Here is a 21,005-nt window from a genome sequence, read left to right as displayed (position 1 = left end):
CAGCATGCCCGCTGCGGCATCCTGATCAGCAAGGCCCGCGCCGAACACGACACCGACCGCCAGCGCCACCTACACCACGTGGTGGGAAACGATCGAAAATACGTTTGCTGATCGTCGAGGATGTGAGCGGAAGAATGCACACCGGCCTTTCCGATGGTGACCTGCTTGAGTGTGGTTAGGACCATGTCTCATGGATCGTGACGGAAGCGGCGGCGGGCGGCTCGTGCTGGTTGAGGTTGCCCCTTGACGACTGGCGTAGGGATGCCGCGACGTCCGCAGGTGTTCCTGGTACGCCGCTTTCCGCCCCGCTACCATTTGCCGAGGGAGATTGCGAAAAACTGGCTTTTGAGTTGGCAGTTCTGCTGGTTAAAACTCCTCCGCACGGAAACGAGGTGCCACTCGGAGGACCGTAGTGACGCATTGGGTTGAGAGGCTTACCGATCTGACGGCCGTAGGATTGGACGAAATTGATCTTAAATCGGCGCTAACGGATTTGACTGAATCGTTTGGCTTTAGCGGGTATGCCTATTTGCATATGCAGATGAATAATACATTTGCCATTTCAAATTATTCTAATGAATGGCAGCGCGTATACTTCAGCGAGAGATACGCCGGCGTTGATCCAGTCGTGGAGCGGGCAAGGAGGCTCAGGCGAGCTTTCTCCTGGGACGGCGAGGCGGATCGCTCGCGCTTGTCGAAGGAACAGCGCTCCTTCTTCTCGCACGCCGCCGACTTCTCCATCAGGTCTGGGTTTACCATTCCGGTCACCACCGCGAACGGCTTCATGTCGATGTTCACGCTGGCATCCGACAAACACAGGATCGATCCCGAGCGGGATATCGATGCTGTCGCGGCCGCTGCTGCCGTGGGTCAGCTTCATGCGCGCATTGCGCATCTGCAGGCGACGCCGACGATCGAGGAGCACGCATGGCTCGATGCGAAGGAGGCCGCTTATCTACGCTGGATTGCCCTGGGCAAGACGGTGGAGGAAGTTGCTGAACTCCACAACGTCAAATATAATAGCGTGCGGGTGAAACTCGCTGAAACAAAAAAGCGGTTTAACGTCTATACGACTACACAGCTTGTCGCGGTGGCGATCCGTCGGAAGCTGATCTGACGATTAGTTCACTGAAACACTCGGCGTATATCCGAGAAGCGCGATAAGAGTCGCGACGGCAGCCATTTGAGAGTGCATCTCGATGGCTGCCTCAATATATCGAATATGCTGTTCTCCCCCATGCGTCTTCCCGATCTTGCAGACTTCGGGAAGTCCGTGAAACAGCTCATCGGCGCGATCGACCAGTTGCCTGTGAATGCGAATAGCATTGGCCGTGATGGCTTCGAGATCCGACCGCGGTAGTCCTCGCGTCAGCCCGACGAGAGGACGAAGCTCTAATTTGCTCTCCGTTGTGGTCTCATTCGTTTCCATCTTCTGCCCGCTTGATGTTGTCCGCGGTGCGCCCCCGCTGACGATAATCCCATGAGCCCTAGCCGGGGGTTAGAATCCGAGATGAATCGGCCCTGAGACCTTTAGCACCGAAGCGCCTGGACATGCGTCACAGGCCCCCGGCTGTAAGGTCAGAGGATTCTGGTGCCATTCCGGTCGGCACCAACCGTTCATCAGGGGATTCTAAGCCCCAGGACAGCGCGTACTGCCCCGACCTCCTTATACGGAGCATGGGGCCGCCGCGCCAGTGGCGGGCCGCAGCAAGGTGGCCTGCGTCCTATGAAATCTGTCAGAGGAACAGTGCCTTGAGTGGAGATTCCCTATCCCCGATAGGCGCCGGGGAACACGATGTCCTGGTCGACCAGAACGTTGAACTGGTAGCCTGGACGGATCTTGAGCGTCGGCTGGACGTTCATGTTGCGCTGGATGGTCTGCTCCGCCGTCCGACCGAAGGTCTCGGCGAAATTGATCCGCGCCGCATCCTCGGGGCTGTTGGAATTGAACGGGTTATTGTTCTGCGGCATCGCTATGTCGATCCCGGTGCCGATCAGCGCGATCAGAATGGCGGAGCCGAAGGTCTCCAGCCACTTGCGGTCGACCTTGTCGCGGAAGCCGCCATAGCCTTCCGCATCCGTTCCCGCCATGCCGCCGATCTGTAATGTCGAGCCGTTCGGGTAGATGATGTCGGTCCAGACGACGAGGACCCCGCTCTGCCCGAACGACACCTTGCTGTCGTAGCGGCCGAAGAGCTTCGTGCCCTGTGGAATCAGCAGGCGATGGCCGGTGGCGCTGTCATAGACATTCTGGCTCACCTGCGCGGTGATGCGCCCCGGCAGGTCGGAGTTGATGCCGGTGATCAGGATGGCGGGGATCACCGAGCCGCGCTTCAGCTCAAAGGGCGAGAGCTGCGGCACCACCCGGTTCGGCAGATAGCCGAGATCCTTGAGATCGGCGTTGAAGAAATCCTCCTTAGCACGTTGCCCATTAGGATCCGGATTGATGCCGCCGGCCCCCGCGCGCAACGCGGCGGCGAGAAGGTCCGAGGCGCCGCCCGAAGGTGACGCGGAAGGCATAGTCGGCGCGCCTTGACGGGATGCTGAGCCGGCGCCGAGCCCGTCGAGCTTGCTGCGATCAATAGCGACGGGGGCATCATAGGCCGCGTCGTTCGCCTGCAACCGCGCCATGTCCTGACGATGACGCTCACGCAGATATTGCTCTTCCTGCTCGCGCTGCAACCGCGCCCGCCAAACCGTTTCCGGCTCGAGCGCAGGTTCCGGTCGTATGCCGGCTTGCTGGGCGGGCGGGGTCTTGAACGGGTTGGCCGCCGGCTCCTCTTTGGTCGCGGCCGGCACGGGCGGGGGCGACGTCGCCGGCTGTGGCTCGCCGATGATCGCGTCGCCGACACCGCGTTTGAGCTGGTCGGCGAAGGTGGAAGCCGGATTGCCGGCGCTCGCCCCAGGTCCGCCCGCGTCTCCCATGCGCAGGCCGCGTGAGGCCAAGCCGTAGAAGATTACACCCAGAAAGGCGATGACGAGCACGATGACGATCATGACGGGCAGCCGGTTGATCCGGCGCATGCCCGCCTCGGCCCCGTCATTCGCCGCGCCGCCGAGCTTGAGGGATTGCGTCATGGCAGCCGTCCTATCCACGCCGCATGAGGGAGACCGGGCTCGCCGGCGAGGCGCCGGTCGCCGTCAGCGTATAGGCCCGGCCCAATTCCACGTCGGTCGTCACGAGCCTCGCCAGCATCTGGCCCTCGAAGGGGACGATCATGTAGGCAAGCGGGATGGTGGTTGTTCCGGCGTCGGTCTTTTGAACCGTGACCACGGCATAGCCCCAACCCTTCAGGGCGGATTCGAGAGCTTCCCCGAAAGGCGAGCCGTCCTGTTTGAGCGCGATTGTCGCCGTGCCCGGCCCGACCTGTTCGGCCAACCGGCTCACCATCTCGCCGGCGATGGCGCTGGCGGCAGGAGCGGAGATTTCGGCGGGTGCATTGCTGGTGCCGAGACCGGCCTGACCGGCGGTCTGGCAGCCGGCGAGAGAAAGCGCGAGGCTCACAGCGAGTGCAAAGGAACGAAATGAGGGAGGCAAGAGCATCAGCCACCCCTCCTGATCGTCACCTTTTCCTGGTTCCACCCGACGCCCGACACGAGCACGGCCCTGTCGACGTGATAATCGACGATCATCATGTCGTCCTTCATGCGGTAATTGACGATGCGGTTCTGTCCGCCTGACGTTACGAAGAGAACCGGAGCGTCCTGGCCGGTGATCGACCGCGGAAACTGGATGTAGGTCTTCTGTCCGTCGCTATAGACCCGGCTCGGCCGCCAGCCGGCCCGGCCGGAAATCGAATATTCGAACTGGAGCTGCTCGGCTGGCACGCCAGCGCCGGGGATGGTGCTGGCCTCGATCCGGGCATTGATGTCCGCCATTCTGGCGGCAACATCCTCGGGATAAGCGAAGCCGACCCGCGCCATGTACTGGCTCTGATGCGACTTCAGCTGGATGTGGTAGGTGCGGCGTGAGGTGGTCACCACCATCGAGGTGACGAGCCCCGGCTCCGACGGCTTGACGATCAGGTGGATGGCCTGGCCGTCGGCCGCGCCCGACGTTGCGGGTTCGACCTTCCAGCGGACGGTGTCGCCGACAAGCACATCGCGGACCACCTCGCCCGGCTGGAGCTCGATGTCGCAGACCTGCAGTGGGGAGCAGACGACAGAGGGCTGGATCTCGCCATAGAGAAAGATGACCTTCCCATCGGCTCCTCGCGTGACCACACCGGGACTCCCCCGCCAGCGCCCCGAAATGCCGGTGCCTTTGGCCTCGTTGGCGCTGAGGCCTTGCGCGTCCACCGAAGCGGGGATTGCAAGGAGGCAAGCCATGATGGCCGCGCCGATGGTAGCCGGTATACGAGGCCGGATTGCTGCGTGTTGTTCGCGCATGCGTGCGTGCGAGCCTTTCAAAGCTGGGCCGTCCAATCGAAGTCACGCAGATAGAGGCCGATCGGGTTGAGGCGGATGCTCGCCTCATCCTGCGGCGGCGTCAGGGTGACGGTGGCGATGCCACGGAACCGCCGGACCGCGGTCTCCTTGCCCTTGCGGTCGCGCTCGAACTCGGTCCAGTCGACCTGGTAGCTCTGGTTCGACAGCGCGACGATGTTGTTCACCTCGATGGCGACCGTCGCGTTCTTCGCCTTGTCGAAGGGTGAGGCGGAGCGAAACCAGGCATTGACCTTCTCGGTGGCCGGATCGGAGGTGCGCAGATGGGCATAGGTGCGGTCGATGTACTGCTTCTGCACCACGGCATCGGGCGTCACGCTGCGGAAATTCGAGACGAAGCTTCCAAGTGTCGCTCGCACGACGCGTGGATCGGCATATTCGATCTGCTGCGGATAGCCGGCGCTCGAGGCGGTGCCGAGCTTGTCGACTTCGACGATGTAGGGAACAAGCCTGACCTGCGTGCTCTGGAACAGGGCGTAGGAAAAGCCGATCACCGCCATGACCATGCCGGTGATGCCGACGACGCGCCAGCCGGCGGCCGCCTTGACATAAGAGCCGTAGCGTTCGTTCCATTCCTGTCGGGCGGCGATGTAGGGGTTCTCGGGTGGATTGCCGGTGGCCATGCCGGACCGTCTCCTTACTTGTTGTCGTCGATTGGCGGCGGCACGGGATGGGACGAGCGGGTGCCGCCCGACTGCCGGCCCTGGTCGAGCTTGGCATTGGCAAGGCCGAGCAGAGAGCCGGCATAGGCGCCGGGTGCGGCGATCGCCTTTTCCTTTGCCGCCGATCCGGCCGCTCCTGCGGCGCTGCCGATGCCCGAGGCCATGCCGCGCAGGGCGGCGCCGGCCAGCGAGGCGCCGCTAGCGCGGGCGTCACTGGCCGCCTGCGCGCCCTTTCCGGCCGCGCTCGCCCCCAGAAAGGCGCCGCCGGCGGCGAAGGTCGCGACCTGTGCACCGTGCCGGATCGCCTCCATGCCGCCGGAGATCGAGGCGCCCTGGACGACGCCCTGCATGATGGGTGGCACATACATGGCGATGACGAAGACAACGACCGAGATGCCGGCGATGGCCAGCGTGGTGATGAACTGGTCAGAGGTCGCGGTCGGGGCCTCGGCAAGGCCGAGCAGGATGTCCGAGCCGATCCTGGCGATCATCACCAGCGCCATCAGCTTCATGCCGACCGAGAAGGCATAGACGAGGTAGCGGACGGCGAAGTCCTTGGTGAATGAGGAGCCGCCGAGGCCGAGCATGATCATGCCGGCGAGCAGGCCGACATACATCTCCACCATCACCGCGACGAAGATCGCGGCGACCAGCGAGAAGGAGATGACAACCACTACCATGGCGAAGATGGCGGCGATCGCCAGCGCATTGTCCTCGAACAGGCCGAACTTGGCCTGTTCCGACATCTTGGACGCGACGCGGATACCGGCATCGAAGATGTTGGCGGGTGAAGCGTCCCCTCCGCTGCCCCCCATCTGGAAGAGGCTGTCGACGACGGCCTTCGCGAAGTCCGGTCCCTGGTCGAGAATGAAGGCGAACAGGCCGATGAACATGATGCGACGCACGAGTTCGGCGAACCAGGCGTCGAGCGAGGCGGCATTGATCGCCAGCCATACGGCCGCGATGCCGATCTCGATCCCCGCGAGGATCCAGAACAGCGACCGGGCGGCATCCATGACCGTGGTTTCCCAGCCGCGGGCCGCGGTCACGACGGAGTTCTCCAGCGTGGTGAGAACGGAACCCTCCTGCGCCAGCGCGGGTGCGCTCGCGAGCAAGACGATCGCGGCGACCGCAATGGCGAGTTCGAGCGGACGGCAAGGGCGCGGGATCACCATCGCGGCTTCATCTCCTGGCCGCCGCGCACATCCATGTTCGGATCGCCACTGAGGAAGCGTTCGATATGTTCACGACGTGCGGTGTCGGATGCCGGAGGGGACGATGGTTCGGCTGTCGCGGGGGCCGGCTCGGTGGACGAGGGCCCGACTGTCGAGATGGCGAGCGTTGCGCACAGGCCAAGGGCCCCGGCGAGCAGGAGGATGACAAGACGGGAGCTCACCAGCGCGGCTCCATGGTCTGACCGCCGCGAATATCGCGCGTGGGAGCATTGAAGAACTGCTCGCGGCGGGCCTGGGCGAGGTCCTTCTGCGCCTGGTCGGACTGATACCAGGTCCCCATCATGGTCATCTGCTGGGAGACGAGGCCACGCAGCTTCTGCATTTGCGCAACCTGCTGGGTCGCGATCTGGTGGCCAACCTGCAAGGCCTTCATCTGGCCATCGGCGCTCTCCGACATCGCGCGCAAGGACGACAGGGTGGCATCCTCGCTGCTGAATTGCTGCGCGGTCAGGTTGGCGGCCTTCAGCGTGCCGGCGATGGTGTCGCGATTGGTGGTCGACCAGCCCTGATAGGTGGAAGAAAAGGAAGCGCCATCGGGTAGGCTGCTCTTCATCTCGGCGAAGCTCTGGAAGCGCTGCCGCAGCACATCGTCGGCATTGCCCATGGAAAAGGCGATGCCCTGGCCCTGTGAGACGACGTTCTGCAGGTTCTTCAGGTCGTTCTCGACCTGGCCCCAGACATGGTTCGGCAGCTGCGCCGTGTTTTGCAGCATGTTGTTGTAGATGTTCAGCTGATTCTGGATCTGCTCGGCGAGCTGGGAGATCTGCTTGATCTGGTTGTTGACCTGCTCGGTGGATTGGCCGACGAGGCTCACCAGCTCGGCGTTGTTGGCGAGCTGCGTCCATTCGGTCGCGCCGCCCGTGGCGCCTCCGGCCACCGCCTCCCGAGGCATGGGCGTGATGAGCAGCATGGCTGCGGTCGCGAGGACGATTGGTGACCTAGGCGACGGGAAGGATGGTTTCGGCATGGGTGATCCCCCTCTGCTGGAGCCAGGAGAGGGGCCAGCCGGCCCCCTGTTCGGAGTGCAGCGCGCGGATGCGCTTGAGGTTTTCCTTGCCGGATGCGCCGACGAAGGAGAGCGCAACGGGTCCCAGCGCCATGTCGAAAAGCCGCCGACCTTCCGGGGAGGCGACGTAATATTCGCGCTTGGGCAGCGCGCTGGCGACGATCTCGATCTGGCGTTCGTTGAAGCCGAGGCGCTCGTAGAATTCACGGGTGCCCGGCTCGCGTGCCGATCCGTTCGGCAGGCAGATCTTTGTCGGGCAGCTTTCCCTCAGCACGTCGATGATGCCGGAGCGTTCGGCGTCCGAAATCGATTGGGTGGCGAGGACGACGGCGCAATTGGCCTTGCGCAGCACCTTCAGCCATTCCCTGATCTTGGCGCGGAAGGTCGGGTGCCCGAGCATCAGCCAGGCCTCGTCGAGAATGATCAGGCTCGGCGCGCCGGTCAGGCGCTTCTCGATACGCCGGAACAGATAGGTGAGCACGGGAACGAGATTGCGCTCGCCCATGTTTATGAGCTCCTCGATCTCGAAACACTGGAAGGCGCCAAGCGACAGGCCGTCCTGTTCGGCATCGAGCAATTGCCCCATCGGACCGTCGACGGTGTAATGGTGGAGCGCGTCCTTGATCTCGCGCATCTGGACGCCCGATACGAAGTCGGAGAGCGAACGCCCCCGCGACCCTGCCATCAGGCCGATCTGCCGGGAGATGGCATTGCGATGGTCGGGCGAGATCGTCACGCCCTGCAAGGCGACGAGGGTTTCGATCCACTCGCTCGCAAAGGCCCTGTCGGTATCCCTCGACAGCTCGGCGAGCGGGCAGAAGGCGAGCGGAGCGCCCTCCCCTGCCCCGGGAACCTCGCCGCCAATCTCGTAGTGCTCGCCGCCGATTGCCAGTGTCAGCGGCAGCATGGACCGGCCCTTGTCGAAGGCAAAGACCTGCGCCTGGTGGTAACGGCGGAACTGCGCGGCGATGAGCGCCAGCAGGGTCGACTTGCCGGAGCCGGTCGGCCCAAAAACCAGCGTGTGCCCGACGTCGTCGACATGGAGGTTCAGGCGGAACGGCGTGCTGCCGCTCGCCACCTGCATCAGCGGCGGCGAGCCGGGCGGATAGAACGGACATGGCGCGTAGACGCTGCCTGACCAAACCGAATTGAGCGGGATGAGATCGGCGAGGTTGCGGGTGTGGATCAGCGGCTCGCGTACATTGGCGTAGGAGACCCCGGGCAGGCTGCCGATGAAGGCGTCGGTGGCGTTGAGCGTCTCGATCCGGGCCCCGAAACCCTCGGCCTGGATCAACCGGCGCACAGCTTCGCATTTTTCCCGTAGGCGGGTCTGCACGGTGTCGAACAGGACGATGACCGGTGTGTAATAGCCATAGGCGACGAGCTGCGAGGAGGCCTCGGCAATGGCGTCTTCGGTCTCGGCCACCATCATCATGGCGTCCTGGTCGACCGATCGGCTCTGTGTCTGGAACAGCTGGTCGAAGAAGGGGCGCACCTTCTGCTGCCATTTCTTGCGCGTGCGCTCGAGCTCTTGACGAGCCTCCTGCTCATCGAGGAAGACAAAGCGTGACGACCAGCGATAGGTCAGCGGCATCAGGTCGAGCGCGTTGAGAATGCCGGGCCAGCTCTCGGCCGGCAGCCCATCGATGGCGACGACGCCGAGATGGCGGTTCTCGACAAGAGGCGTGAGCCCGTGCCGGAGCTCGGCCGTGGCCAACCAGTCGAGATACATCGGGATGTCCGGCAGGCGGACGGGATGGTTCTCGCCGGTGATGCAGAAGCGGATGAACTGGAACAGCTCATCATAGCGTGCGGTGCGAAAACCTCCGGCCTCTTCGGTCTCGCGGGTCACCATCCGGCGGATCGAGACGACATTGGCGAGATATTGCTCGATTTCCCGGATCGAGGTCCGGAAGGTGTCGAGTGTCGACGAGGCGTAGGAGGCGCTGCGGCTTGCCGCGTCGGAATAGATGTAACGTGTGAGCCCGGAGCGCCGCGGCTCCGGCGGACGCCAGGTGAGGATGAGTGCGTGGCGGCTTTCATAGTGGCCGCGCTCGCGCTGGAAATGTGACCGGCGCTCGGCGTCGATCGCGCGGGTGACCGAGTCGGGGAAATGGCAGTCCTGCTCGTCGGGATAATCCGAGGTCGGCACACGAACGGCCTCGACCTGGATCATCCAGCCGGAGCCGAGACGCGCCAGTATGGTGTTGATCTGGCGCGATACCTCGTTGCGCTCAGTCGGGGTCGAGCTCTCGCTGTCGGGACCGGCGAAATACCAGCCGGCCATCAGCGCACCGTCCTTGAGCAGGAGCACGCCATTGTCGACGAGGCCGGCATAGGGCACGAGGTCGGCGAAGGACGGACCGGCATGGCGAAAGGAATTGAGCGCGACCATGGGCGAACTCAGAACCGCCGCCAGGGCGTCGAGGTCGCCCGGTAGTGCGACTGGTAGGTGATATGGCGGACGTAGATGCGTCGCATCAGCGGGTCGGACTTGGCCATCATGCGCAGCGCCGCCACCACGACTAGCCAGATCGCAACGCCGAACAGCGCCGCGTACCAGGTGAGCACGACGAAGATCAGGATCGCGGAGGCAAGACCGGTCAGCAGCACCAGCTCCCGGTCGGCGCCCATCAGCAGGTTCGGCCGGGACAGGGCGCGGTGGATGCGCGATCGCGCGAGGCGGGAGCCGGTGTCAGCCATCGGTCTCCTCCCCTGCCCCGCCATGGGAGGACGCGGGAGCCGCCGTCTGCGCAGGTGCGACCGGCGTGCCGATGGAGGCGCCGGTCGATCCGAACAGGGCGACGATCTGGGTGGCCCCTAACAGGATGCCCGCGACGAGCACGACATACATCAGCCGCCGCGCGAAATCGTTCAGCTCGCCGCCGAAGATCAGCATGCCGCCGGCGACCGCGACGGCTGCGAGCGCGATGAAGCCGGCCACCGGTCCGGTGATCGACTGCTGGATTTGCTCGAGCGGACCCTCCCAAGGAAGGCTGCCGCCTGACGAGGCGAAGGCCGGCTCGATCAGCGACGCCGCGACGAGGGCCGCAAGGCCGGCGCCGGCGAGAGCAAGGTGAAGGCTACGCGACATGGCTGTCCGCATCGGTTTTCCCATAGCGTTCGGGCTGATACCGGGAGGCGCTGAAGCCCTCGACGTGAAGGATTTCGTGCACCCGCCTCCCCCGACCCGAGCGTTCGATCGAGACGATGAGGTCGACCGCTTCCCCGATGACTTCCTGCATGGGCTGCTGGCTGACCTCGGCGGTGAGCTGTTCGAGGCGGCGCAAGGCCGACATCGCGGTGTTGGAATGGATCGTGGTGACGCCGCCGGGATGGCCGGTGTTCCAGGCCTTGAGCAGTGTCAGCGCCGCGCCGTCGCGGACTTCGCCTACGATGATGCGGTCCGGGCGCAGGCGCATCGTGCTCTTGAGCAGACGCGCCATGTCGACGGTGTCGCTGGTATGAAGGCAGACGGCGTTCTCCGCCGGACAGCGAATTTCGGCGGTGTCCTCGAGAATGAGAAGGCGATCGTCGGGAGCCTCCGCGACGATCTCGGCGATGACCGCATTGGCTAGCGTTGTCTTGCCGGAGCCGGTGCCGCCGGAGATGACGATGTTCATCCGCGACGCGATCGCGCTACGCAGGACCGAGGCCTGCGCCTCGCTCATCACCTTCGCCTTCACATAGTCGTCGAGCGGGATCAGCCGGGAGGCGCGCCGTCGAATGGTGAAGGTGGGGGCGGCCACGACCGGGGGCAGCAGCCCCTCGAAACGATGACCGCCGATCGGCAGTTCGCCGGAGATGATCGGCTGTTCATCGTCGGCTTCCGATTGTAGGGCATGGGCGACACTGCCGATCACGACCTCGGCCGCGGCCGGGTTCATGGCGCCGACCTCGGCGACCCCTTGGCCGAGCCGTTCAATGAACAGCTTGCCGTCGGGATTGAGCATGATCTCGACGACGGTCGCATCGTCGAGGGCGACGCAGAGCTGGTCGCCCAGTGCCTCCTGGAGCTTGCGCACCAGCCGGGAATGCGAGCGGAGCTGGGTCACGCCGCGCTCCTCAGCGTTGCGAGGGCGTCTGCGCTGAATTCCGAGCGATAGTGAGCCGGGCACACGTTCCGGAAGCTGGCCGCGTCGATGGGCAGCACGCCTGCGATCGCCGTGGTGTTGCCGATCCGGACCGGTTCGCCCAGTCGCTGCATCGGCCAGCCCGCGCGCTTGAGAATCCGCTCGAAGCGCAGGTCGGTGGCGGTGACGAGCTCGCTGTAGCCATTGGCCATCGACCATTCGATGATCCCGGCGAACAGGAACAGCGTCGTCTCGTGCAGCAGCCCCCCTGCCCTGTCGGAGGCCAGCGTGGTGTCGACGCAGAAGCGCGAACTCTCGACCATTGCCGCGTGAGCATCGAGCGAACCGCTCGCGAGCAGTTGCGGGAACGTCCTCTCCAGCATGGTCGGTCCGGCCGCGGGGAGCAGACGACCACATCCGGCAACCTGCCCCGAGGCGGTCACCGCCAGGACATAGGACGGCTGCAACTCGTCATACTGGTCCCGCTCCTCGCCGTTCTCGATGGTGACGTCCCATTCGAGACGACCCGAGAAGATCGCGGCGCGCAGGCGTCGCATCTCGACCAGAAGGTCGGCGTACGTCTCATACTGTGCCGGGGTAACAACCTGAATCCGCATCAACCTCTCCACATGAACGCGCTGTGTGGAGACAGATCACCGGTGGCATGGTCCGGCTATGTGCAGATTTGCAGTGGGTGATTCTGCGGCCGAGGTGATCGAGGGGACGAGCCCGGAAGCGCGGGATCAGCGCGCCTGTGGGTGCAAATTTGCAGTTCCCAAGGGGCATTCGTTTTCGGCCGACTCGCGGTAAGTCTTGGAAAACATAGCGAAACGACCTTAGGGCCGACAAAAGGCGATCCGGGCGTTAAGGTCTCGTTAACCACTAAACGCTTGCGTCGAATCGTTACGTCATTGATGGTCACGGTTAAATCGCCGATAGGGTAGAAAAACCGTGATGAAGGCTTTCAACGTGAACTCCGCTGCCGAACATGCGCGAAATGTGATGACTGGGGTCGACGAGACCATCGGGGCGCAGGCCGAGCTCCTGAGTTCTCAGCTGCAGGCGATGAGCGAGGCTCTGTTTCCGCCGTCGTCGAAGAAAGTTCTCCGACGCTTTACCTCGGGAGAAGCGGCACGCCTCATTGGCATTTCAGATTCGACTCTCAGGAAAATGACACTTGCTGGTGAAGGTCCGATGCCGGACATGGCAAGCAATGGGCGGCGCCTCTATACACTCGGCCAAATCAATGAAGTTCGCCGCCTTTTGGCTGGCTCCACACGCGGACGGGAGAGCGTCGAGTTCGTCCCGCACCGTCGCGCGGGTGAACATCTCCAGGTCCTCGCGGTAGCGAATTTCAAGGGCGGCTCGGGCAAAACCACGACGTCGGCGCACCTCGCACAGTATCTGGCGCTGCAGGGGTATCGAGTGCTCGCCGTTGATCTCGATCCTCAGGCGAGCCTGTCCGCTCTTCTGGGCGTGCTGCCCGAGACCGATGTCGTCGCGAACGAGACGCTTTATGCCGCCATTCGCTATGACGCCGCGCGCCGGCCGCTGCGGGAGGTGATCCGGCCGACTTACTTCGAGGGCCTCGATCTGGTGCCGGGCAATCTCGAACTCATGGAGTTCGAGCATACGACGCCCAAAGCCCTAGCGGCGAGCGATAGATTGCGAGGGGATCTCTTCTTCACCCGCGTAGCGTCGGCATTTGACGAGGTCGCCGACCGGTACGATGTCATCGTCATCGACTGTCCGCCCCAGCTTGGCTTCCTCACCTTGAGCGGTCTATGTGCGGCGACGGCGATGATCGTAACGGTGCACCCGCAGATGCTGGATATCGCCTCGATGAGCCAGTTCCTTCTCATGACGCGGGATCTTCTTGGGGTGGTCCGGGAGGCGGGCGGCGAGCTGAAATATGACTTCATCCGTTATCTGTTTACTCGCTTCGAGCCGCAGGACGCGCCGCAGACCAAGGTGGCGGCGCTGCTTCGTAACCTGTTCGACGATTACGTCCTGACCAATCCCATGCTGAAGTCGGCCGCGGTTTCCGATGCTGGGCTGACCAAGCAGACCCTCTACGAAATAGGCCGCGAGAACCTCACGCGCTCCACCTATGACCGGGCCATGGAAGCCCTGGACGCGGTCAATGCCGAGATCGAGGGATTGATCAAGGCTTCATGGGGGCGGGCGCTATGAGGGCGAGCCGCGCAGTCGTGCGCGTTCCGGCGAATGGGGTTGCGCCGGCGTTGGGAGCTCCCAACGCCTTTGAGAATCGTGCGGGGGCTCGGCTTGGAGAGTCGATGCATTCCGTTTCCCAGATTTACCTGTTGGGAGCTCCCAACGGCCTCAAATTGCCGGGCGCGAATGGGGCGACTCCTGGACGAAGGGGCAGGCCATGAGCCGGAAGGATGCGATAAATTCGCTTTTCTTGAAGAAGCCGGACGCTGCGGCCCCCTCCCCCACCCGCTCGGCTGAGCGTGTCCGTACGGGGGCCGTTGCGGCTATGGGGGCATCGTTGCAGGAGCTCTCCGAGACCGCGAAAGCTGGTGAGCGGCTGAAGCAGCAGCTCGCGGCGAGCGACGTCGTCGTGTCGCTAGACGCTGGGCATATCGACGGCTCGACAATCGCGGACCGGATTTCGATTGAGATCGACCCCGGCTTCGAGCAATTGGTAGCAAGTATCGCCGAGAACGGGCAGCAAGTGCCTATTCTCGTTCGGCCTCACCCTGAGACAGTCGGACGTTTTCAGATTGCCTATGGACGTCGCCGACTGCGCGCGGCTGAACGTCTGGGCCGCCAAGTGAAGGCGATCGTTAAAGCGCTGAGCGATGCCGAACTCGTCGTTGCACAGGGGCGTGAAAATCTTGATCGTCAGGATCTGTCCTTCATCGAGAAGGCCTTGTTCGCGAAGCGGCTTGAGGATGCAGGATATGACCGGCAGACGATCATAGCGGCTCTCTCCACCGACAAAGCGGATCTCAGTCGTTACATCGCGGTCGCCCGTCGTATTCCTGAGCAGCTCATTCGGCGAATAGGGCCGGCTTCGAAATCGGGGCGAGCTCGATGGCTCAGCTTGGCGGAGAAATTGGACGATCCCACGGTGTTGTCGCGCGTTGAGGCGATGCTCGATGAGCCCGCACTTCAGGCGATGGACAGCGATCATCGGTTTCAAACCCTCTGGCTAAGGTTAGCCGATAGAGCAAAGGCTACCCCACGGACGGATGTCTGGATGACCCCGAAGGGGCGCCGAGGGGGGCATGTCGAGCGTGGAAATGGGCGGACGGCGCTAGTCTTCAACGAGAAGGTCGTGCCCGCCTTTGCGGATTTCGTTGCGTCGCGGCTGCAAACGCTGTTCGACGAGTTTTCTAAGGCAGAGGAGGAAGATGCCGCCGACCAACTGATGGGATGAAGTCGGCACCGCCGGTGCCGAATGGAGATCCGGCAAAAAGAAAAAGGCCCCCGAAACGGATTCCGGAAGCCCTTCTCAACGTGTGACAGCCTGAGAGTCGCACTTCCCGGAATCACAGTCAAGAGCCCCGAAAGGGACTGAACGCCGTTTCGGCGAGCGGATTTCTTTTGCCTAGCGATAGGTGAAGGACAATGCAAACGCATGTTTCGACGACGCCTTTTGGGCGGCGGCCGATGACGCTCGGCCAGATTTCAAGCCAGATGGCGGCGAAGGCGGTGAAGCCGGACGCCGTCGCGCATAAATGGCAGGTGTTCCAGGACATCCGGGAGGCGAGGGAACTGCTCGGCGCCACGGATCGCTCGCTGGCGATCCTCAATGCCCTGCTGACCTTTCATCCGGAAACCGCGCTCACCGGCGATGCCGAGCTGATCGTCTGGCCGTCCAACGAGCAACTGGCGGCGCGCGCGAACGGCATGCCGGCGACGACGCTGCGCCGGCATATCGCCGTGCTGGTTGAGTGCGGGCTGGTGATCCGGCGCGACAGTCCAAACGGCAAGCGCTTCGCCCGCAAGGGCAGGGGCGGGGAGATCGAGCAGGCCTATGGCTTCGATCTCTCGCCGCTCGTCGCGCGGGCGCAGGAGCTCCATGACCTGGCCGAAGCGGTTCATGCGGAGAGGAAGGCCTTCCGCGTGGCGAAGGAGCGCCTCACTTTGCTGCGACGGGACATCGTCAAGCTGATCGATGCCGGTATCGAGGAACGGGTTCCGGGCAATTGGGGAAAGGTGCTGCTGGACTATCAGGCGATCATCACCCGCCTGCCCCGCTCAGCTCCGCGCCAGCTGGTAGAGACTATCAGCGCCGAGCTAGCACCCCTTTATGCGGAGATCCGCGACGCTCTGGAAACGTTTACGAAAACGCAGAATCCGGATGCCAATGAGTCCCATTCCGGTCGCCACATACAGAATTCAAATACAGACCTTCATACTGAATCTGAATACGGCCTACGAAAGATAAAAGAAGCGGGTGGCAGCGTCGCGAACGCTGCCACCGTGCAGAGCCTGCCGAAGCGGGAATTGCCTTTGGGCATCGTGCTAGACGCCTGCCCCGGCGTGCTTGAACTGATGCAGGGAGGCGAAATCCGCCATTGGCGGGACTTCCTGGCCGCGGCGGAGCTTGCTCGTCCGATGCTGGGGATCAGTCCAAGCGCCTGGCGGGAAGCACAGGAGGCGTTAGGCGAGCAGCACGCCGCAATCACGCTGGCCGCGATCTACCAGCGCGCCGACCAGATCGGCTCTCCGGGCGGTTATCTGCGCAGCCTGACCGATCGGGCCAAGGACGGGAAATTCTCGACCTGGCCGATGATCATGGCGCTGCTGCGGGCCAAGCTCGATGCGCAGAAGGTGCCTGGAGGCCTGGATCCAGCGCAATCGGGCGGTTTCCCCGCCGCTACCGGCCTTCGGGCGTCAGATGCCCTACTGAAAAGCCTGAGCAAAGTGAAGCCACGATGACAGAGAGGGCCGGCTATCGTGCGATCTGAGGTCAGGGGCAAGCAAACGAAGTGATCGCCTACTGGGAAAGAGGTCGAGATGTCCAAGTTGACAGTGCGTGGATTCACAACACTGCCTGACAGGTGCCAATGCCGGTGGACGATTTTGGGGTTAGTCAGATGGCATGCCATTCCTTGCCATCTTGATGGCAGGTCTGTCCATCTCTATATTCACCGGAATGGAGGTCGCCATGGCTGAGCCACAACTATCTGTACGTAGTTCCAGAGCACGCGATCTGGCCCATCGATTGGCGCGGCGCGAGAACCGCTCGATTGCCGATGTGGTGGAGCGGGCACTGGAGGCCTACGAGGTTCGGGAAGCGGGTCGCGAGCCAGCATTGAGCTTTTATCGACGCTTGGCGGATCAGTCGGGTACGGATGTCGATCTCGACGCTGTCATCCGTGAAGCACGACGTCCGCATCCGGGGCTCGACCTGTGATCTTCCTCGATACCAACGTCGTTTCCGAAACGCTGAAGAGGGCGCCCAATGAGGCGGTGGTGGCGTGGCTAGTCCGGTACGATGCCGAACTCGCTCTGCCGACCGTAACGATCGCGGAGATTGCCTTCGGCATCCAAAAGATCCGACCGGACCAGCGTGCTGATCGGTTGGAACAGGGCCTTGCCGATTGGCGTCGCCGGTTTGCCGATCGGATCTTCGGCCTGACCGAAGAGGCGGCGCTTGCCTATGGAGAGATCATGGGCCATGCCTCCCGACAGGGACGTGGCATGTCGGCGCCCGATGGCATGATCGCGGCCATTACCCAGGTCAATGGCGGGCGCCTGGCAACGCGCAATCTGACGGATTTCGAGACGACGAGCCTCGACCTCATCTCACCTTGGGCGTTCTGATGCGGAAGGGGAGGGGGGAGTCCTACAGCCCGGCGGCTTTGGTGAGGTTGACGCGGAAGCGATCCCGCCGGCGCTGATAGCGGCGGGTCATCTCGGCACTGGCGTGGCCGAGATGTTTCTGGACATGGCGCTCGTCGACCTCGGCGGAGGAGGCGAGGCCGGCGCGCAGCGAATGCCCGGCGAATTTCTCCTCCCGTTCGCCTTCGGTCAGATCCCCACGCACCCCGGCGGCCAACGCGGTGCGCTTGACCAGGCGGGCGACCTCGCGGTCGTTCAGCCGGTCGGGACCGACATCCTTGCCGTGGCCGGTAACGCGGCGGAACAGTGGTCCATGGCCGATGCGCGCCAGCTTCAGCCAGGTCTGCAGCGCGACCACCGGGCAGGTGGCGTCGGAGGAGCCGCGGCCGATTTCCACCTCGCGCCAGCCGGTCTTGCCGCGCAACGTCACCAGCAATCCCTTGTCAAGGATCTCCACCCAGCCGCGCCCATCCTGGGTCTGGACGCGCCCGCAATCGAGCCCGACGATCTCCGAGCGCCGCAGGCCGCCGGCGAAGCCGAGCAGCAGCATGGCGCGGTCGCGCAGGCCACGCAGCGTACCGCGCCCCAGTACCTCCAGCATGGCGATAAGATCCTCTGGTAGCACCGCCTCCTTCTGCCGGGGCGGGGCGGCATGGGTGTTGCGGATGCCGGCGAGCACGGTGGCGATGTGCCGGTCGCGGCGATCGAGCGGCGTGCCGCGCTGGGCGTAGTTCCAGGTGATGGCGGAGAGCCGGCGCTCGATGGTGGCGACGGAGTTGGCTTTACCACCGGGGATCGCGGCACCGGAGGCGCAGGCGGTGATGTAGAGCCCGACCACTTGAGGGGAGGGGGGCAGAAGGTCCAACCCCTGGCGCCGGCACCAGGACGAGAAGTGTGCCCAGTCGCTGGCGTAGGCGCGGCGGGTATTGGCGGAACTCGACGCCTTGACATAATCGCGGGCGCGGCCGGCGAGACGCTCGAGATGGGCGGGGAGGGCAGGGGAGGGAGTCTCGGTGACTTCTGTCACCTGTCCCACGACCTGCGCCGGCGCGTCGTCGTCTGTCGTCCGGGTAGTGCCGTTGGACGTCGCAGCTGTCATGGGCTCGACTCCCATGGATTGATCACCGACGCGCCCGTGTCCTCAAAATCCGAGACATTGCGGGTGACAAGAATCAGGTCGTGGACGATGGCGGTTGCCGCGATCAGCCCGTCGATGTCGCCGCGCGGCCGGATGGCGGCGATCCGCCCCCACTCGACCGAAATCGGGTCGGTGACCGGCAGGATGCGGTCGGCATGATCGTGGCGGATCTTGCGCAGCCACTCGGCGAGGTGCCCGGCCGTCTTCGGATCGGCCTTCTGCTTCAGCGCGATGCCGCGCATGATCTCGCCCAGGGTCAGGGTGCTGAGATGGACGCTGAGCGGATCCACGCCGCGCAGCCAGGAGGTCGCCTGCGGCGAGCCGCGCCGGGCCTCCGAGATGATGTTGGTGTCGACCAGGTACATCAGAGTGCGACGTCGCGGCTTGGGGCGCTGTCGCGTTGTTCGACGGCATGGGCGACGTCGGCGTCCCAGGCCGGGCCGGCGAGCAGATCGTCGACCAGGCTCGGCCGGCCGGCCCGCAGCGCGTCATAATCGGCGACGGACAGCACCACGGCGGCGCGCTCGCCGCGCAGGGTGACGATCTGCGGCCCCTCGGCGCGGGCCTTCTGCACCACCTTGGAGAACTGGTTCTTGGCGTCCTGCAGCGGCCATTCCATCTCTACGGTCTCCTAGCTAGACTGTCTAGCTATATAGCTGGCAAATCTGACGGGTCAAGCCGTCCAATTTCCGGCGAATAAAGGCGATTTCGGCCGGTTTCGCCGGCCACTCTTACAAAGGTGTCAGACATCCGATAATGCAAGATTATCGGATGTTTTATGCAGCGACGGGCGGTGCGGTTTACGGCCTTTCCACTGGCAAGAAACGCACAGCGCAGCTACCCTTCCGCGTGATGCCCGCGCCCGATTCCACCCGGATCACGACCTTCGACACCCGCGCTGTCCCCGGCTGGGCAGTGCCGCGCGCGCCGGTCGCCGACCTTGCCGAGGCCGCCTATATGGCGGGCGCGGCTTTGAATTCGTTGGACAATCTCGTGCGCGGCGAGCCCTCCTGGGCAGGAGCCTGGCGCCAGCGGCTGGCGCTGCGCGCCGCCGCGGCGACCGCTCGCCTGCTCGGGCACCGCGAGGACGAGACGGCGTTACGCGACGCTTGGCACCTGCGCCCCGCCGGGGCCGATCTCGGGCCAGCCGGCAACGTCCTGGCGGCATGGCGGCGTCTCGCCTCGCGCTCGCCGGTGATCGAGGTAGATAGCCTGCGCTCCATCGTCGGCCTGCTCGGCCTTGGCTGGAGCGACGGGTTCGGCGCGATCCCTAAGCTCGTCGCGGAACAAGCGCGCGCGATCCGGCCGGCCCCATTGGTCGCTGCGGCCGTCGCGGGCGAGGTCGCTGCAGCGGGCCCTCGGGCTGAGGTGCTGGCATGGTGGTGCGCCGATCTGGCGCTTGCCGCGCGTTTCCGCTGGCCCGTCGCGTTCCCGCTCCTGGCGACGCAGATCCATGCACCAATGCTGCGCGGTGGCCCGGGCCGCCGGCGAATCCGGCCGGGAGAAGAGGGGTTCGTGAGCGCCGTCTATGTCGCGGCCGCGGCGGGCGGGGCGGAGGCCTGCCGGATCGCCGGCGAGATCGCCGCCCGCGCCCGGCGTCTCGAGGCGGCGACGCCGAAGCTGCGGACCAAGGGGGCAGGGGATGCCATCTGGCGGCTGCTCGAAGACGACGCGGTCGCGGGATCGCTGACGACGCCGGCGCTGTCGCGTTGGGCGGCGCGGCGGCTATTCGAGCGCCTTCACGAGTTCGAGGCGGTGCGCGAGCTCAGTGGCCGGCCTACCTTCCGGCTCTACGGATTGTAGCCATGGCACGCCGGCGCCGCGCGGATGCGAGCCTCGACACGGAGCTCGCCGAGGTGCCCGCGGAGCTCCGCTGGCGCGAGTGGGTGGCGCGGGTCGAGGCGGTGATCTTCGCCGCGCCGGGGCCGGTCGAGCGCGAGACGCTGGTGCGCGTGGTCGGCCGTGATTGCAGCATCGAGCTAGTCATCGACGACATCCGCGAAAATTTGCGCGGCCACGCCTACGACCTGGTTTCCGTCGCCGGCGGCTGGCAGCTGCGCACAAGGCCACGCTACGCGGAGGCGATCCACACCGCCTTCGGATCGACGTCGGCGCCGGTCCAGCTGTCCCAGGCTGAGATGCTGGTGCTGGCCTGCATCGCCTACCACCAGCCGGTGACGCGTGGCGAGCTCGGTGAGATGATCGGTAAGCAGGTCAGCCGCGACACGATCGGTTATCTGCGCGCGCTCGGCTTCATCGCCGCCGGCCCGCGCAGCCCGCAGCCCGGCGCGCCTTACACCTATGTCACGACGAAGGGGTTTTTGGCGCATTTCGGCCTCGATACGCTGCGCGACCTGCCCGACATGGAGGCGCTTGAGGATGCCGGCCTGCTCAGCAAGGACAAGCTGCTGGGCGATGATATGCCGCTGGGGCTCATGGTGGGCGAGGGAGACGAGGAGGACCTGGACGGAGACGACGTCACTAATGGCGAGCCTTATGACCTCGACGAGGGATCAGGCGGGAACGGCTGACCTGGCTTTTCGAGATGCCCGACATGCCCATGGCCTTGACCAGATCATCGACCGATCGCGTCGAGATGCCCTGCACATAGGCTTCCTGGATCAC

General features: G+C 64.4%; 24 protein-coding genes and 1 pseudogene. 8 read left to right on the top strand and 17 right to left on the bottom strand.

Annotated elements, in window-relative coordinates; all coding sequences use genetic code 11:
* Positions 1-412 precede the first annotated feature (412 nt).
* The gene (gene traR, locus YU1_RS0123810) at positions 413-1,117 is read left to right on the top strand and encodes an autoinducer-binding transcriptional regulator TraR (protein WP_029006218.1); all 705 of its coding nucleotides are present in this window, start codon (positions 413-415) and stop codon (positions 1,115-1,117) included.
* Between the two features lie 3 nt (positions 1,118-1,120).
* Here traR and YU1_RS32935 read toward each other — a convergent pair whose 3' ends face one another.
* The 13 genes from YU1_RS32935 to traI all read right to left on the bottom strand — a co-directional run bounded on the left by YU1_RS32935 (position 1,121) and on the right by traI (position 12,039).
* Positions 1,121-1,429 carry a transcriptional repressor TraM gene (locus tag YU1_RS32935; RefSeq protein ID WP_084540087.1) on the bottom strand — a complete coding sequence of 103 codons (309 nt, stop codon included), beginning with the start codon at positions 1,427-1,429 and terminating at the stop codon, positions 1,121-1,123.
* 338 nt (positions 1,430-1,767) lie between these two features.
* Positions 1,768-3,078: an IncP-type conjugal transfer protein TrbI gene (gene trbI / locus YU1_RS0123800; protein ID WP_029006217.1), complete on the bottom strand. Its 1,311-nt coding sequence runs from the start codon at positions 3,076-3,078 to the stop codon at positions 1,768-1,770.
* A 10-nt stretch (positions 3,079-3,088) separates the two neighbouring features.
* A complete protein-coding gene (trbH, locus tag YU1_RS0123795; RefSeq protein ID WP_029006216.1) occupies positions 3,089-3,544 on the bottom strand; it encodes a conjugal transfer protein TrbH in 456 nt (151 codons plus the stop codon).
* The gene (trbG, locus tag YU1_RS0123790; RefSeq protein ID WP_029006215.1) at positions 3,544-4,389 is read right to left on the bottom strand and encodes a P-type conjugative transfer protein TrbG; all 846 of its coding nucleotides are present in this window, start codon (positions 4,387-4,389) and stop codon (positions 3,544-3,546) included. Before trbG ends, trbH begins: the two co-directional genes overlap by 1 nt.
* A gap of 17 nt (positions 4,390-4,406) precedes the next feature.
* Positions 4,407-5,069 carry a conjugal transfer protein TrbF gene (locus YU1_RS0123785; protein ID WP_029006214.1) on the bottom strand — a complete coding sequence of 221 codons (663 nt, stop codon included), beginning with the start codon at positions 5,067-5,069 and terminating at the stop codon, positions 4,407-4,409.
* 14 nt (positions 5,070-5,083) lie between these two features.
* Positions 5,084-6,283, bottom strand: a complete 1,200-nt coding sequence (trbL, locus tag YU1_RS0123780) for a P-type conjugative transfer protein TrbL (RefSeq protein ID WP_029006213.1) — start codon at positions 6,281-6,283, stop codon at positions 5,084-5,086.
* Entirely contained in the window at positions 6,277-6,504 is a 228-nt protein-coding gene (gene trbK, locus YU1_RS32930) for an entry exclusion protein TrbK (RefSeq protein WP_084540086.1), read from the bottom strand. Before trbK ends, trbL begins: the two co-directional genes overlap by 7 nt.
* Positions 6,501-7,253, bottom strand: coding sequence for a P-type conjugative transfer protein TrbJ (gene trbJ / locus YU1_RS0123775; RefSeq protein WP_425339174.1), 753 nt, complete (start codon positions 7,251-7,253; stop codon positions 6,501-6,503). Before trbJ ends, trbK begins: the two co-directional genes overlap by 4 nt.
* Positions 7,254-7,281: 28 nt before the next feature.
* Positions 7,282-9,744 (bottom strand): conjugal transfer protein TrbE, encoded by a 2,463-nt coding sequence (locus YU1_RS0123770; protein ID WP_029006211.1) that lies wholly within the window; start codon positions 9,742-9,744, stop codon positions 7,282-7,284.
* A gap of 8 nt (positions 9,745-9,752) precedes the next feature.
* Positions 9,753-10,052, bottom strand: a complete 300-nt coding sequence (locus tag YU1_RS0123765) for a conjugal transfer protein TrbD (RefSeq protein WP_029006210.1) — start codon at positions 10,050-10,052, stop codon at positions 9,753-9,755.
* Positions 10,045-10,443: a TrbC/VirB2 family protein gene (locus tag YU1_RS0123760; RefSeq protein ID WP_029006209.1), complete on the bottom strand. Its 399-nt coding sequence runs from the start codon at positions 10,441-10,443 to the stop codon at positions 10,045-10,047. Before YU1_RS0123760 ends, YU1_RS0123765 begins: the two co-directional genes overlap by 8 nt.
* Entirely contained in the window at positions 10,433-11,404 is a 972-nt protein-coding gene (trbB, locus tag YU1_RS0123755; RefSeq protein WP_029006208.1) for a P-type conjugative transfer ATPase TrbB, read from the bottom strand. Before trbB ends, YU1_RS0123760 begins: the two co-directional genes overlap by 11 nt.
* Positions 11,401-12,039 carry an acyl-homoserine-lactone synthase gene (traI, locus tag YU1_RS0123750; RefSeq protein ID WP_029006207.1) on the bottom strand — a complete coding sequence of 213 codons (639 nt, stop codon included), beginning with the start codon at positions 12,037-12,039 and terminating at the stop codon, positions 11,401-11,403. The genes trbB and traI overlap by 4 nt, the downstream gene beginning before the upstream one ends.
* 337 nt (positions 12,040-12,376) lie before the next feature.
* On the opposite strand from traI, the gene repA reads away from it, so the two are divergent.
* The 5 genes from repA (at position 12,377) to YU1_RS0123725 (ending at position 17,224) form a co-directional block, all read left to right on the top strand.
* On the top strand, positions 12,377-13,615 hold the full coding sequence (gene repA / locus YU1_RS0123745; RefSeq protein ID WP_198019032.1) for a plasmid partitioning protein RepA: 1,239 nt from the start codon (positions 12,377-12,379) through the stop codon (positions 13,613-13,615).
* Between the two features lie 199 nt (positions 13,616-13,814).
* Entirely contained in the window at positions 13,815-14,828 is a 1,014-nt protein-coding gene (repB, locus tag YU1_RS0123740) for a plasmid partitioning protein RepB (protein WP_029006205.1), read from the top strand.
* 191 nt (positions 14,829-15,019) lie between these two features.
* Complete coding sequence (repC, locus tag YU1_RS0123735; protein WP_029006204.1) at positions 15,020-16,336, top strand: plasmid replication protein RepC; 1,317 nt, start codon at positions 15,020-15,022, stop codon at positions 16,334-16,336.
* A gap of 229 nt (positions 16,337-16,565) precedes the next feature.
* The gene (locus YU1_RS32925; RefSeq protein ID WP_084540088.1) at positions 16,566-16,814 is read left to right on the top strand and encodes a type II toxin-antitoxin system VapB family antitoxin; all 249 of its coding nucleotides are present in this window, start codon (positions 16,566-16,568) and stop codon (positions 16,812-16,814) included.
* Entirely contained in the window at positions 16,811-17,224 is a 414-nt protein-coding gene (locus YU1_RS0123725; protein WP_029006202.1) for a type II toxin-antitoxin system VapC family toxin, read from the top strand. The genes YU1_RS32925 and YU1_RS0123725 overlap by 4 nt, the downstream gene beginning before the upstream one ends.
* A 22-nt stretch (positions 17,225-17,246) precedes the next feature.
* Here the strand turns inward: YU1_RS0123725 and YU1_RS0123720 are convergent, their stop codons facing one another.
* From YU1_RS0123720 to YU1_RS0123710, 3 genes are read right to left on the bottom strand one after another with little or no spacing between them, the layout of a single operon-like run.
* Positions 17,247-18,341 carry a site-specific integrase gene (locus tag YU1_RS0123720; RefSeq protein ID WP_035716568.1) on the bottom strand — a complete coding sequence of 365 codons (1,095 nt, stop codon included), beginning with the start codon at positions 18,339-18,341 and terminating at the stop codon, positions 17,247-17,249.
* Complete coding sequence (locus YU1_RS0123715; protein ID WP_029006200.1) at positions 18,338-18,745, bottom strand: type II toxin-antitoxin system VapC family toxin; 408 nt, start codon at positions 18,743-18,745, stop codon at positions 18,338-18,340. Before YU1_RS0123715 ends, YU1_RS0123720 begins: the two co-directional genes overlap by 4 nt.
* Entirely contained in the window at positions 18,745-18,999 is a 255-nt protein-coding gene (locus YU1_RS0123710) for a type II toxin-antitoxin system Phd/YefM family antitoxin (protein WP_029006199.1), read from the bottom strand. Before YU1_RS0123710 ends, YU1_RS0123715 begins: the two co-directional genes overlap by 1 nt.
* A 152-nt stretch (positions 19,000-19,151) precedes the next feature.
* Between YU1_RS0123710 and YU1_RS0123705 the strand changes: the two genes are divergently transcribed.
* Together YU1_RS0123705 and scpB are read left to right on the top strand one after the other, a co-directional pair.
* Complete coding sequence (locus tag YU1_RS0123705) at positions 19,152-20,183, top strand: DUF1403 family protein (protein WP_245263438.1); 1,032 nt, start codon at positions 19,152-19,154, stop codon at positions 20,181-20,183.
* Positions 20,184-20,185: 2 nt separating this feature from the next.
* Complete coding sequence (gene scpB / locus YU1_RS0123700) at positions 20,186-20,911, top strand: SMC-Scp complex subunit ScpB (RefSeq protein WP_029006197.1); 726 nt, start codon at positions 20,186-20,188, stop codon at positions 20,909-20,911.
* Here the strand turns inward: scpB and YU1_RS33660 are convergent.
* Positions 20,904-21,005, bottom strand: a pseudogene (locus YU1_RS33660) (transposase); the annotation flags it as partial. The gene scpB and the pseudogene YU1_RS33660 sit on opposite strands and share 8 nt — an antisense overlap.

Origin of the sequence: Azorhizobium doebereinerae UFLA1-100, assembly GCF_000473085.1 — a bacterium.
Lineage (GTDB): Bacteria > Pseudomonadota > Alphaproteobacteria > Rhizobiales > Xanthobacteraceae > Azorhizobium > Azorhizobium doebereinerae.
This window is presented reverse-complemented; position numbering and strand designations above follow the sequence as displayed.

Excerpts from the sequence above, each read along its gene's own strand:
- trbL (WP_029006213.1), bottom strand. The coding sequence starts at position 6,283 with ATGGTGATCCCGCGCCCTTGCCGTCCGCTCGAACTCGCCATTGCGGTC.
- repA (WP_198019032.1), top strand. The coding sequence starts at position 12,377 with ATGAAGGCTTTCAACGTGAACTCCGCTGCCGAACATGCGCGAAATGTG.
- repB (WP_029006205.1), top strand. The coding sequence starts at position 13,815 with ATGAGCCGGAAGGATGCGATAAATTCGCTTTTCTTGAAGAAGCCGGAC.
- YU1_RS32935 (WP_084540087.1), bottom strand. The coding sequence starts at position 1,429 with ATGGAAACGAATGAGACCACAACGGAGAGCAAATTAGAGCTTCGTCCT.
- YU1_RS0123765 (WP_029006210.1), bottom strand. The coding sequence starts at position 10,052 with ATGGCTGACACCGGCTCCCGCCTCGCGCGATCGCGCATCCACCGCGCC.
- YU1_RS0123710 (WP_029006199.1), bottom strand. The coding sequence starts at position 18,999 with ATGGAATGGCCGCTGCAGGACGCCAAGAACCAGTTCTCCAAGGTGGTG.
- repC (WP_029006204.1), top strand. The coding sequence starts at position 15,020 with ATGCAAACGCATGTTTCGACGACGCCTTTTGGGCGGCGGCCGATGACG.
- trbI (WP_029006217.1), bottom strand. The coding sequence starts at position 3,078 with ATGACGCAATCCCTCAAGCTCGGCGGCGCGGCGAATGACGGGGCCGAG.
- trbG (WP_029006215.1), bottom strand. The coding sequence starts at position 4,389 with ATGCGCGAACAACACGCAGCAATCCGGCCTCGTATACCGGCTACCATC.
- YU1_RS0123720 (WP_035716568.1), bottom strand. The coding sequence starts at position 18,341 with ATGACAGCTGCGACGTCCAACGGCACTACCCGGACGACAGACGACGAC.
- YU1_RS0123785 (WP_029006214.1), bottom strand. The coding sequence starts at position 5,069 with ATGGCCACCGGCAATCCACCCGAGAACCCCTACATCGCCGCCCGACAG.
- traI (WP_029006207.1), bottom strand. The coding sequence starts at position 12,039 with ATGCGGATTCAGGTTGTTACCCCGGCACAGTATGAGACGTACGCCGAC.
- trbH (WP_029006216.1), bottom strand. The coding sequence starts at position 3,544 with ATGCTCTTGCCTCCCTCATTTCGTTCCTTTGCACTCGCTGTGAGCCTC.
- YU1_RS0123770 (WP_029006211.1), bottom strand. The coding sequence starts at position 9,744 with ATGGTCGCGCTCAATTCCTTTCGCCATGCCGGTCCGTCCTTCGCCGAC.
- scpB (WP_029006197.1), top strand. The coding sequence starts at position 20,186 with ATGGCACGCCGGCGCCGCGCGGATGCGAGCCTCGACACGGAGCTCGCC.
- YU1_RS0123715 (WP_029006200.1), bottom strand. The coding sequence starts at position 18,745 with ATGTACCTGGTCGACACCAACATCATCTCGGAGGCCCGGCGCGGCTCG.
- YU1_RS0123760 (WP_029006209.1), bottom strand. The coding sequence starts at position 10,443 with ATGTCGCGTAGCCTTCACCTTGCTCTCGCCGGCGCCGGCCTTGCGGCC.
- YU1_RS32925 (WP_084540088.1), top strand. The coding sequence starts at position 16,566 with ATGGCTGAGCCACAACTATCTGTACGTAGTTCCAGAGCACGCGATCTG.
- YU1_RS0123705 (WP_245263438.1), top strand. The coding sequence starts at position 19,152 with ATGTTTTATGCAGCGACGGGCGGTGCGGTTTACGGCCTTTCCACTGGC.
- trbJ (WP_425339174.1), bottom strand. The coding sequence starts at position 7,253 with ATGCTGCTCATCACGCCCATGCCTCGGGAGGCGGTGGCCGGAGGCGCC.